Origin of the sequence: Nocardiopsis sp. Huas11 (assembly GCF_003634495.1) — a bacterium.
Lineage (GTDB): Bacteria > Actinomycetota > Actinomycetes > Streptosporangiales > Streptosporangiaceae > Nocardiopsis.
In genome coordinates, this window is record NZ_RBKY01000001.1 from 5400320 (window position 1) to 5410889 (window position 10570).

12 protein-coding genes are annotated in these 10570 nt (G+C 73.3%); 6 read left to right on the forward strand and 6 right to left on the reverse strand.

What is annotated here, in order from left to right:
* Positions 1-32: 32 nt before the first annotated feature.
* Positions 33-797, forward strand: coding sequence for an IclR family transcriptional regulator (locus DFP74_RS24410; RefSeq protein WP_121185092.1), 765 nt, complete (start codon positions 33-35; stop codon positions 795-797).
* A 70-nt stretch (positions 798-867) separates the two neighbouring features.
* Here DFP74_RS24410 and DFP74_RS24415 read toward each other — a convergent pair whose 3' ends face one another.
* On the reverse strand, positions 868-1725 hold the full coding sequence (locus tag DFP74_RS24415) for an SDR family oxidoreductase (protein WP_121185094.1): 858 nt from the start codon (positions 1723-1725) through the stop codon (positions 868-870).
* A 162-nt stretch (positions 1726-1887) separates the two neighbouring features.
* Entirely contained in the window at positions 1888-2670 is a 783-nt protein-coding gene (locus DFP74_RS24420; RefSeq protein WP_121185096.1) for a thioesterase family protein, read from the reverse strand.
* A gap of 197 nt (positions 2671-2867) precedes the next feature.
* On the opposite strand from DFP74_RS24420, the gene DFP74_RS24425 reads away from it, so the two are divergent.
* The 3 genes from DFP74_RS24425 (at position 2868) to DFP74_RS24435 (ending at position 4211) form a co-directional block, all read left to right on the forward strand.
* Complete coding sequence (locus DFP74_RS24425) at positions 2868-3260, forward strand: SgcJ/EcaC family oxidoreductase (RefSeq protein WP_121185098.1); 393 nt, start codon at positions 2868-2870, stop codon at positions 3258-3260.
* 136 nt (positions 3261-3396) lie between these two features.
* Positions 3397-3804: a helix-turn-helix domain-containing protein gene (locus tag DFP74_RS24430; protein ID WP_121185100.1), complete on the forward strand. Its 408-nt coding sequence runs from the start codon at positions 3397-3399 to the stop codon at positions 3802-3804.
* 38 nt (positions 3805-3842) lie between these two features.
* Complete coding sequence (locus DFP74_RS24435) at positions 3843-4211, forward strand: VOC family protein (protein WP_121185102.1); 369 nt, start codon at positions 3843-3845, stop codon at positions 4209-4211.
* A 55-nt stretch (positions 4212-4266) separates the two neighbouring features.
* On the opposite strand, the gene DFP74_RS35075 is transcribed toward DFP74_RS24435, so the two are convergent.
* Positions 4267-5139: a LysR family transcriptional regulator gene (locus tag DFP74_RS35075; RefSeq protein ID WP_121185104.1), complete on the reverse strand. Its 873-nt coding sequence runs from the start codon at positions 5137-5139 to the stop codon at positions 4267-4269.
* Positions 5140-5209: 70 nt separating this feature from the next.
* Between DFP74_RS35075 and DFP74_RS24445 the strand changes: the two genes are divergently transcribed.
* Positions 5210-5962 (forward strand): SDR family oxidoreductase, encoded by a 753-nt coding sequence (locus DFP74_RS24445; RefSeq protein WP_121185106.1) that lies wholly within the window; start codon positions 5210-5212, stop codon positions 5960-5962.
* Positions 5963-5964: 2 nt separating this feature from the next.
* On the opposite strand, the gene DFP74_RS24450 is transcribed toward DFP74_RS24445, so the two are convergent.
* From DFP74_RS24450 to DFP74_RS24465, 3 genes are all read right to left on the reverse strand, one after another.
* Positions 5965-6885: a lysostaphin resistance A-like protein gene (locus DFP74_RS24450; RefSeq protein WP_370013525.1), complete on the reverse strand. Its 921-nt coding sequence runs from the start codon at positions 6883-6885 to the stop codon at positions 5965-5967.
* A gap of 394 nt (positions 6886-7279) precedes the next feature.
* A complete protein-coding gene (locus DFP74_RS24455) occupies positions 7280-7843 on the reverse strand; it encodes a dihydrofolate reductase family protein (RefSeq protein WP_121185110.1) in 564 nt (187 codons plus the stop codon).
* A 464-nt stretch (positions 7844-8307) separates the two neighbouring features.
* Positions 8308-9126 (reverse strand): sugar nucleotide-binding protein, encoded by an 819-nt coding sequence (locus DFP74_RS24465; RefSeq protein ID WP_121185112.1) that lies wholly within the window; start codon positions 9124-9126, stop codon positions 8308-8310.
* 265 nt (positions 9127-9391) lie between these two features.
* Between DFP74_RS24465 and DFP74_RS24470 the strand changes: the two genes are divergently transcribed.
* Entirely contained in the window at positions 9392-10570 is a 1179-nt protein-coding gene (locus tag DFP74_RS24470; RefSeq protein WP_121185114.1) for an ABC transporter substrate-binding protein, read from the forward strand.

A 10570-nucleotide genomic window follows, 5' to 3' on the forward strand; every position in this document is an offset into this window, starting at 1 on the left:
CCGTCCAGTGGAAGATCGGCGAGAATGGGGCCATGGCCGGCAACAGCACAGCGGCGGGTCGCTCGGTGACCGCCCGCGCCCTGGACCTCCTGGGCGCCTTCGACGCCGCGCACCCCAGCGCCACCCTGACCGAGCTCGCGCGGCGCTCGGGACTGCCGCCCGCCACCGCGCACCGGTTGGCGGGCGACCTGGTGGCCTGGGGCGCGCTGGACCGCGACGCCGACGGGCGCTACCGGATCGGTCTGCGCCTGTGGCGGACCGGGCTCCTGGCCCCCGTGTCCGACCGGCTGCGCGAGACCGCCCTGCCGTTCATGCAGGACCTGTACGAGGCGACCCGGGAGAACATCCACCTCGCCGTCCTGGACGGGGACCGCGCCCTGTACGTGGAGAAGCTGTCCGGCCACCGCTCCGTCCCCGTGCTCTCCCGGGTGGGCGCCCACCTTCCCCTGCACGCCACCGGCGTGGGCAAGGCCCTGCTCGCCTGGGCCGACGAGGACTTCGTCCGCGCCTACTGCGACCGCCCGCTGTCCCGGCAGACGCGGCACACCATCACCGAGCGGGGCCGGCTGCTGCGCGAGCTGCGCACGGCCGTCGAGCGCGGCTACGCCTCGACCAGCGAGGAGATGTCCCTGGGCTCGTGCTCGGTGGCGGTCCCGGTCCCGGTCGGTGCGGGCCCGCCGGCGGCCGCCCTGGGCATCGTCGTCCGGACCGTGCGCGCCGACCTGTCGCGGCTGGTCCCGGCCCTGCGCACCGGGGCCGAAGGGCTCGGCCGGCGCCTGGCGGCCATGGAGAGTTGAGCGGTCCCGGCGGCGCGGCGGCGCGGCGGCGCGGTGGGTCCGGCTCGGGCGGGGAGCCGGACCCGGAGGATCACGCCAGGGACGCGAGGGTCTCGGCCATGGGGGTGGTCGGGCGCCCGATGAGGCGGGAGAGCTCACCGGTGGCGGAGGCCAGCCCGCCCTCGCGCGTGCCGGTGTCCAGGCCCACGACGAACCGCGCGGTGCCCTCGTCCAGACCGGCGCCGATCAGGGCGGCCTGGTGCCCCTCGGGGGTCACGTCGTGGACGACGACCTCCCGGCCCAGGGCCCGGCCCATCGCGGCGGCGAGCTCGTCGAAGGTCCACGCGGTGTCGCCGGAGAGCTCGTAGACCCTGTCGGCGTGGGCGGCGGGGTCGCGCAGCACGGCGGCCGCGGCCGCGGCGTAGTCGGGACGCGAGGCGCTGGCCACCCGGCCCGCTCCGGCACTGGTGAGGACGGCGCCGGTCTCACGCGCCTGCTGGAGCTGCTGCTCGTAGTTCTCGGTGTACCAGCCGTTGCGCAGGAGCGTGTGGGTCAGGCCCGAAGCGAGGATGATCTCCTCGGTGGCCTTGTGCTCCGGCGCCAGGATGAGGCTGGACTCGGCGGCGTTGAGCACGCTGGTGTAGACGAGGTGGCCCACCCCGGCGTCCCTGGCCGCCTCGACCGCGTTGCGGTGCTGGTCCACGCGTCGGCCGACCTCGCTGCCCGAGACCAGGAGCACGGTGTCGGCCCCCTCGAAGGCGGCCTTGAGCGAAGCGGGGTCCCCGAAGTCGGCGCGCGCCGTCCTGACGCCCTGGGCGGCCAGGTCGGCCAGCTTCGCGGTGTCGCGCCCGGTGGCGGTGATCTGGTCGGCGGGCAGGCCGCCGGCCAGGAGGTCCTCGACGACGAGGCGGCCCAGGCGGCCGGTGGCACCGGTGATGACGACGGACATGAACGGTCCTTCCGATCGTGGACCGGGAGGTTCCCGGCCGCTGTGTGGTGCCAACCGGGCCGCCCATTCGCACATTCCAAAGTTCTTGTACCCACTTTTTAGTTAGTACAACGGTCTCCACCGCAGGCGCCCGTCGCCTCCGGGCGGTCGACGACCGCCGGGTCAGCGGCGCCGCACGAGCAGGGGCTGGGCGACCTCGCCGAGCCGGCCCTCGGCGTCGGACAGCACGGCACGCGAGAGCCCGAGGCCGTCGTCGGACAGCTCCGTGCCGCAGTCCATGTACGTCCACTCGCCCTCGGAGTGGCGCAGCAGGGTGGCGGTCATGGTGGGCGGGATGGACAGCCACTCGTCCATCGGCAGGACGGCCGACAGGCCGTTGGCGGAGTCCGCGACGATCAGGGCGCGGGCCGCGCCGGTGAGCTTCTCCCCCGCCACCAGGGGGATGCGCACCCGCGTCCACACCTGGGCGGCGCCGAGGGCGGTGAAGCCGCCCCGCACGAAGCGCCACTCGATGGCCCGGCCGTACCCCCAGTCCGCGCGGCCGGCGAAGGGGTCCTTCCCGGCCGGCGCGGGCAGGGCCGGCGGCGCCACGGGTTCGCCGCGCACCGGCGGGGTGGGGCCGGTGGCGATGTGCCAGGCCCGGGCGGTCACCGCGGTGCGCCCGTCGATGATCATGTCGGCCTGGGTCAGGTGCACGCTGCGGCCGGGCCGCAGCGTGGTGACCTCCACCCGCGCGGGCAGGCGCGGGATGGGCGCGAGGAAGTCCACCGAGATCCGGCCCATGCGCAGGCCGGGGCCGGCCGCCTGGTCGATCACGTGGCCCAGGAGCGCGGAGGGCGGGCCGCCGTGCTGGGCGCGGCTGTCCCACGGGCTCTCGGTGGCCGCGGTTGGCTCGTAGGTGTGGTCGTCGAGGGGCAGGTAGAACGCTTCGGGCCCGGTTCCCATGCTGCGGCCTCCTGGGGAGAGAGTACGGCCGGCGCCCCGCGCCCGGGTCCGGCGGACACGTGCTTATGACAGTCGTCATAAACCGAGGGTCACGCTATCCCACCGCCCGCCGCCCCCGGGAACCGCCCCGCCGCCTTCACCGCCGGACCTCTCCCGCGCTTGACCTCAACTTTCCTTGAGGTAACACACTGATCCGCATGGACACCGAAACCGCGGACATCAAGGCCATCGAAGAAGTCGTCGCCACCGTCGAGCGCACCCAGCGTGCCAAGGACGCCGAAGGGTTCCTGGCGCTCTTCCTCCCCGACGCCCTCTGGACGACCGCGCACGGCAAGGTGCTGATCGGCTTCGAGGCGATCGCCGAGTTCACCCGCGCCGTCCTGCCCGGGGCGACCTGGGACGGCGATGTCACCTACGAGGCGGTGCACACGCAGTTCCTGCGGCCGGACGTGGCGGCCGTCAAGGTGCGACAGGTCTACCACTCGGCCGAGGGCGAGTCGGAAGGCGCACCGCTCTACGTCATGACGAAACAGCGGGACGGGAGGTGGCTGCTCCACGCGGGCCAGAACACCGAGGTTCGCGTCGACTAGCGGGTGTTCTCCTCCGGCCCTTCGCAGGGGCTCGCGGCCGCCCCCGCCGGCCGCGGGCCCGACCGCTTCCGGGGCCGGCGGGCACGGATCCCTGGAAGGACGGAGGTCTCTTGATCTGGACAGGTATCGTCGAGGAATGACGACACCGTCCCCCTCGACGCCGTTCGACTCCTCCGAGGTCCTGACCGTCGGCGGACAGGTCCTGTCCGAGAACTGCCCGTCCCGTCGCCTCCTGGGCGACATCACCAGCAAGTGGGGCGTCCTCGTCCTGGTCGCCCTCTCCGAGGGGCCCCGGCGCTGGAGCGAACTCCTGCGCGGGATCGGCGGCATCAGCGAGAAGATGCTGGCCCAGACCCTGCGCACCCTGGAGGCCGACCGCCTCGTCCTGCGCGACGCCCGCCCCGTGGTCCCGCCGTTCGTGGTCTACAGCCTGACCGACAGCGGCGAACAAGTCACCCAGCTCCTACTGCCGCTGCTGGACTGGGCGCAGACCCACGCCATCGCCGAGGTCAGTGCCTCGGCCGACACCGCCTCCACCCGCTGAACGCGCCGACGCCGCACGGGCGATCGAAGGGACCCGCCGTGCCCCCACTGACGCAGCTCACCGCGATCACGCTCGACTGCCCCGACCCGCAGGCGCTGGCCGCGTTCTACCGACGGGCCACGGGATGGCGCCCGCACGAGCGCTCGAACGAGGAGTTCGCCGCGCTCGTGCGCGAGGACGGCCTCGTGCTCGGTTTCCAACGGGTCGAGGACCACCGCCCGCCGCGCTGGCCGGATCCGAGCGCGCCGCAGCAGAGCCACTTCGACTTCACGGCCGGGGACCTGGACGAGGCCGAGGCGCTGCTGCTGGAGTGGGGCGCGGGCCGACCCGACGCCCAGCCGGGCGGCGACCGGTGGCGGGTGTTCACCGACCCGGCCGGGCATCCGTTCTGCGTGATCGCCGACTGACGCGACCACCGCCACCGGCCCCCGACTCGGGCCCTGGGGCGTGTGCGACGCGCGCCTAGGTTTGCGGCGCCGTGCCCGCCACGGGGTCCCCGGCCGCGATCCGCACGCTGAGCCGTACGAACGCCGCCACCGCCATCGACCGCGTCCGCTCGGGCCACGCCAGCAGGATCGAACTCCTCGGCGCGTCGACCACCGGTACGCACACCACGTCCGAGCGCGCCTGGCGCCGCACCGACTCCGGGACCACGGCGACCGTCTGCCCCAGGGCGACCAGCTGCATCAGCTGCCCGACGTCGTGCACCTCCGGGCCGTCCGACTCCCCCGGGTCCGTCCCGCGCCACCGGGGGAACGGCTCGCCGTCGAGGTCGGCCAGTACCAGTGCGCCGCGGTCGGCCAGCCGGTGCCCGCGCGGGAGCACCGCCACCTGGTCCAGGGTCAGCAGCCGTTCGGTGTCGAATCCGGCCAGGTCGTCGTGCGGGTCGTGCAGGAACGCGAGGTCCACGCGCCCGTCGCGCAGCATCGGCGCCTGCTCACCGATCCCGCACACCACCACCTCGACCGCCACGGCCTCCGGCTCCCGCCGGTACTCCGGCAGGATCCGCTCCATCAGCCCCGCGTCCCCATCGGGCTTCATCGCCACCCGCAGGCGTGGCTCGCTCCGCCCCGCCCGCCGCGTCCGCCGTACCGCGGCGGCGAGCGCGTCCAGTGCCTTGCGGCTCTCCGCGAGGAAGACGGCGCCCGCCGGAGTCAGGCTCACCGCACGGCTCGTCCGTTCCAGCAGCACCACGCCCATCCGCCGTTCGAGCCGCTGCACCGCGCGGGACAGCGGTGGCTGCGCGATCCCGAGCCGCTGGGCCGCGCGGCCGAAGTGCAGCTCCTCGGCGACGGCCACGAAGTACTCCAGCTCCCGCGTCTCCGGTGCGTCCATACCCGTAGGGTATCGATCGGGCCAGCATCGGTGTTGGCCCGCGCGGACCGGGCCGTGGTGGGCTGAAGCCATGAACGACACCCACCCCATCACCCTGGTCACCGGCGCCAACAAGGGCATCGGCCGTGAGATCGCCGGCGGGCTCGCCGCCCTCGGCCACACCGTCGTGCTCGGTTCCCGCAGTGCCGAACTCGGCGAGAAGGCGGCCGCGGAGCTCCGCGCCACCGGCGCCGACGCCGAAGCGCTCGTCCTCGACGTGACCGACCCCGCCTCGGTCGCCGCTGCCGCCGCCGGGATCCAGGCCCGGCACGGCAGGCTCGACACGCTGGTCAACAACGCGGGCGTCGCCGTGCCCCCGGGAAGCGACCTGTCCAGCCAGCGCCCCGGCACCGTCGACCTCGCTGTCGTCCGTCGGATCTTCGACACCAACGTCTTCGGCGTCGTCACCGTCACCGACGCCCTGCTGCCGCTCCTGCGCCGTTCACCCGCCCCGCGCATCGTCAACGTCTCCAGCGCGGCGGGTTCGTTGTCGCTCATGGCCGACCAGGAGGCCTGGGCGCACGAGCAGCCCCCGATCTGCGTCGGCTACATCCCGTCCAAGTCCGCGCTGACGGCGCTGACCCTGCAGTACGCCAGGCAGCTGCGCCCCGACGGCATCCTGGTCAACGCCGTGTGCCCCGGCTTCGTCGCGACCGACCTGAACGGCCACACCGGCCACCGCACCCCCGTCCAGGGCGCGGCGGCCGCCGTCCGGATGGCGACCGTCCCCGCTGAAGGCCCCACCGGAACCTTCTCCGACGACCAGGGCCCCGTGCCCTGGTAGCGTCAGCGGGTTTCCCGCTCCTGGCGGGACGCGCCCTCGCGGGCGTCGGTCCCGTCAGGGGTCAGGGCCGGGCCCGTCTCACGCGTGCGCCACCACACCACGGCCGTGATCGCGATGAGGAGCGCGCAGGGGACCAGCAGCTGCGCCGAGCCCGCCCCGGCCGACCGCTCCATCCACGCCGCCGGGTCGGAGCGCAGGAGGACGACGGTGAGGAACGAGATGGTGTTGTTCACCGCGTGGATCACGACCGCGGTCTCCACTCCGCCGGTGCGCCACGTGATGATGGCCAGCGTGGCCCCGAACGTGAAGTAGTACAGGTTGAGCCACGGGTCGAGCGCGAAGTGGATCGCCATGAACAGCAGGCTCGACACCACGACACCGAGGATCAGCGCCACGCGCGGTCCGCGCCCCCAGCTCGCGGCGACCCGGAAGGCCAGCCCGCGCAGCCCGTACTCCTCACCCGCCGACTGCAGCGGCACCAGGACGAGGATGACCGCGAACATCGCGATCAGGTCCATGAAGCTCCAGGGCACCTCCTCCACGGGGATGAAGGCGTGCGCGACGCTCAGGTACACGGCCCAGATCGGAAGGATCACCAGGGCCGCCCGGCCGAACGCCGCGGGCCGGAAGAGGGACGCCACGGAGTGCAGGGAGGCACCTCGAACCCCGTAGAGCCACCGTTGGATGAGCATGCTCCACGGGGTGAGCAGCGCGAGGGAGATGAGGTGCGCGGCCATCGCCACGGGGGTGAACTCGGTGCCGCCCATCAGCATGCTGTCCCTGCCGAGCAGGAAGTCGATGGCGACACCGACCACGGTCAGGACGATGTTGAAGACGAACATCCCCCCGATCAGGAGCACGAGCGCGGCGATGCCCCGCCAGATCCGGCGCTTGTCGTCGGCGAGGACCCGGTGGTAGGGCACTCCCGGCGGAACCGGCCGCGGGCCGCGACGACGGGGCGGCGGCCCGGCGGGCACGTACGGATCGGACGCGGTCGACGCGGCTCCCCCGGGGCCCAGGCCGGGGCCCGTCCCGGGGCCCGTCTCGGAGTCCGGGGCCGCGGGGGTGACGGGTCCCGGGGCCGTGGGGGTCGGGTCGTCGGTCGCTGGCGGGGTCGGCGTCGGCGTCGGCGTCGAGGGCCGGCTCTCATCGTGGGGGCTCATGTGTTCCACGCTATTGAGACGCGCGCCGGTGCACGAGTGCCCGTTGACACGGGTTCGCACTGTGGTTCTCACCCAGGGGAGATGACAGATGTCATGTCCCGCGGGGCCTGCCGCCCGATGCGCCTCCCCGGTGCCGGCGGCGGCCCTGAGCCCGTCAGCGGACCACGCGGTGGCGGAGGTAGACGACACCCGAGTCGAGGGTGCGCGTCTCGGCGAGTGCGAGATCCACCCGGCGCTCGCTCCGGGGGAAGAACGGAACACCACCGCCCAGCAGCACCGGGTAGACCCGGGCCCGGTACTCGTCGATCAGGTCCGCCGCCGCGGCCTCGGCGGCCAGCGTGGCGCCGCCGATCGCGATGTCGCCCTCCCCCGGCTCGGCCCGCAGCCGCTCGATCTCGGCGGCGAGGCCGCCGGACGCCAGGCGGGCGTTGCCGCGCACCGCAGACAGCGTGGTGGAGAACACCACCTTCGGGAGCGCCCTCCAGGTCGCGGCGAAGTCGAGCGTCGAAAAGCCGAGCGACGGGTGCTGGTCGGCCGTCTCCCAGTACAGCATCGTCTCGTACAGCCGGCGGCCCAGCAGGTGGACGCCCGCCCCGCGCACCTCGTCGGTGGCGAGGCGGAAGACCTCCTCGTCGGGGAACCCCCAGTCGAAGGAGCCGTCCGGCCCCACGATGTAGCCGTCCAGCGACACGACCATCGAGTAGGTCACACTGCGCATCGGAGCTCCTTCTCGTCCACGGGGTTCGACAGTACGACCGCCGACCGCCCCAGGACTCATCGCGACGCGGGGAACCCCCGGTCCTCTCCCGCATCCCGCGGTCTGGATCCCTGGGACGATGACCCCACGTGTGGCCCTGAGCGAGGTGGGCGTGGACGACGTCGCGTCGTCGACCGACTTCCCGCAGGTCGTCGATCTCACCCTCAGCGGGCTCGGCTCGCCGCGTGTGCGCCTCTGGGTCGAGCGCGGCGACGACGGCGAGATCATCGGCAGCACGGGCTACGAGATCAGCGACGACCGCCGGCACGCTCTCATCAGGAGCGTGGCGGCCGACCCGGCACGGCGCTCGACGGGGCGTCCTGCACGAGACGCATCAGGTGGGGCTGTTCAAGGAGACCGGTCAGCTGGACCGCGAGGTGGCGTGGTCGCGGCCGCCGGCGGCGTTCACGGGCGGGCTCGGGCGCTCAGCCGAGGAACGAGCGGACGCCGCGCAGGTCGGTGCGCAGGCGCGCCCGCGTGACGGTGCAGTCCAGGCGCACGTCGAGCGGTCCGGGCAGGTCGGTGTCGGACCGACGCCCGGGGCGCAGTAGCGCGGGGTCGAGGCCGTCCCGCCGGGCGATCAGAACCCCCAGTTCGTGGCGGGTCACCGCGTCGGGCCCGGCGACGTGGTGGACGCCGCCGTGGTGGGACGAGGCGAGTTCCACGAGCGCGGCGGCCAGGTCGCGGACGTGAACCGGGCAGCGCACGTCGTCGGTGAACAGCACTCCGGTGGCCTCTCCCGCGGCCAGCGCGTGCACCCGGCGTTCCTGTGCGGAGCCGCCGTCGCCGATGATCAACGAGGTGCGGGCGATGACCGCGTCCGGGCTGACGGCCCTGACCGCCCTCTCGGCCGCGGCCTTGGCGGCGCCGTAGGGGGAGACCGGGTCGGGCACGGCCGTCTCGGCGTAGTGGATCGCGCTCCCGGAGAACACGGCGTCGCTGGAGACGTGCACCAGCCGCGCGCCGTGCTCGGCAGCGGCGACGGCCACGTGTGCGGCGCCGTCGGCGGTGCTCTCCCAGTCGGACTGCCGGTAGGCGGCGTTGACGACCACGTCCGGTCTCACCGCGGCGACCAGGGCGGCGACCCGCCCGCGGTCCCGCACGTCCAGGGCGCACCAGTCCGCCCCGGCCACGTCGGCCCGCCGTGTCAGATACGTCGCGGCCACCCGGTGGCCCGCGGCCGACGACCGCAGGACGACCTCGCGGCCGAGGAATCCGCTACCGCCCACGACAAGCATCCTCATGAGGGCTCACGCTACAGCCGTTGCGCGCGTGCCCCCAACACGGACGCCACCGCCACGCTGCGTGCCGCTCTTATCACATGGCGCCGTACGATCCAAGTTGTGCAACTTATTGACTGACGTCATAGATCTGCATAAGTTGGGGGCTCTCAGGTGATCCTCGTCACTGAGCATCCGGCACGGTGCGCCATCCGCCCACGGCCGACCCTCCGCGCCCCCCATCCCTTCGGGCGCACCCCATACCCCCCAATTCACAGGAGCACCCCCCGTGCGCAGGTTCCTCTCATTACTCGCCCTCCTCGCCCTCTCGGCCACCGCGTGCGGCACCGGCGAGGACGCGGACACCGACGACGCCGTCCGCGTCGGCTACATCACGCCGCTGACCGGCGGCTACTCCGCCCTGGGCACCGACAACCAGCTGGCCGTCGAACTCGCGGTCGCGCAGGTCAACGCCGACGGCGGCGTCCTGGGCCGGCAGATCGAGCTCATCACCCGCGACGACCAGAGCGAGCCCGACCAGGCGGTCCTGGCGTTCAACGACATCCAGTCCCAGGATCCGGTCGCCGTGATCGGATCGGCCGTCTCCGACAGCGCCATGGCCACCATCCCCGCCGTCGAGCGCGCCGGTGTCCCCTACATCTCCCCCACCCCCGCCGACGAGCAGCTCGACCCGCTGCGCGACGAGGTCTTCGTCGTCCCGGCCACGGCCGCGGCCTACGCCGAACGCGCCATGGAGTACTTCCAGGCCGAGGGCCTGACCGAGGTGTCCGTGGCCTACTCCGCCACCGCCTACGCCGTCGCCGGCTTCCTGGCGACCGAGGAGCTCGCCGACGAGTACGGCATCGAGATCACGGCGGTCAACGAGTACCAGCAGGACACCACCGACTTCGGCCACGTGTTCAGTGAGCTCGACTCCGTCGACCCCCAGGCCCTGCTGTTCTGGGGCACCGGCCCGCCCGCGGTGACCTTCGCCCAGCAGTACGAGTCGGTGGAGGCCGAGGTTCCGCTGGTCATGACCGGTGCCCAGGCCAGCCACCTGTGGTTGGAGCCCGCCGGCGAGGCCGCCGAGGGCGTCACCGTGCTCAGCTCCATCGGCGTGGTCGGCGACCACCTGCCCGAGGGCGAGCAGAAGCAGGTCATCGACGAGGTGTCGGCCGCCTTCTCCGAGGAGCACGGCTATGCCCCGCCCCAGTTCGCCCTGGACGGCTACAGCGCCGTGCGGCTGCTGGTCGCGGCGATCGAGAACGCCGGCTCCACCGAGCACGCCGACATCCTCGCCGCCCTGGAGGAGCTGACCCTGATCACCCCCAACGGCACCTACGCCTACTCCGGCTCCGACCACGCCGGGATCACCACCGACGCGATCTCGGTGAACACCGTCGAGGACGGCGCCTTCGTCCCCGTGCCCTGGGCGGCCGAGCAGCTCGACGCCGCCTACGGGGGCTGA

Excerpts from the sequence above, each read along its gene's own strand:
- DFP74_RS24410 (WP_121185092.1), top strand. The coding sequence starts at position 33 with ATGGCCGGCAACAGCACAGCGGCGGGTCGCTCGGTGACCGCCCGCGCC.
- DFP74_RS24415 (WP_121185094.1), bottom strand. The coding sequence starts at position 1,725 with ATGTCCGTCGTCATCACCGGTGCCACCGGCCGCCTGGGCCGCCTCGTC.
- DFP74_RS24420 (WP_121185096.1), bottom strand. The coding sequence starts at position 2,670 with ATGGGAACCGGGCCCGAAGCGTTCTACCTGCCCCTCGACGACCACACC.
- DFP74_RS24425 (WP_121185098.1), top strand. The coding sequence starts at position 2,868 with ATGGACACCGAAACCGCGGACATCAAGGCCATCGAAGAAGTCGTCGCC.
- DFP74_RS24430 (WP_121185100.1), top strand. The coding sequence starts at position 3,397 with ATGACGACACCGTCCCCCTCGACGCCGTTCGACTCCTCCGAGGTCCTG.
- DFP74_RS35075 (WP_121185104.1), bottom strand. The coding sequence starts at position 5,139 with ATGGACGCACCGGAGACGCGGGAGCTGGAGTACTTCGTGGCCGTCGCC.
- DFP74_RS24445 (WP_121185106.1), top strand. The coding sequence starts at position 5,210 with ATGAACGACACCCACCCCATCACCCTGGTCACCGGCGCCAACAAGGGC.
- DFP74_RS24455 (WP_121185110.1), bottom strand. The coding sequence starts at position 7,843 with ATGCGCAGTGTGACCTACTCGATGGTCGTGTCGCTGGACGGCTACATC.
- DFP74_RS24465 (WP_121185112.1), bottom strand. The coding sequence starts at position 9,126 with ATGAGGATGCTTGTCGTGGGCGGTAGCGGATTCCTCGGCCGCGAGGTC.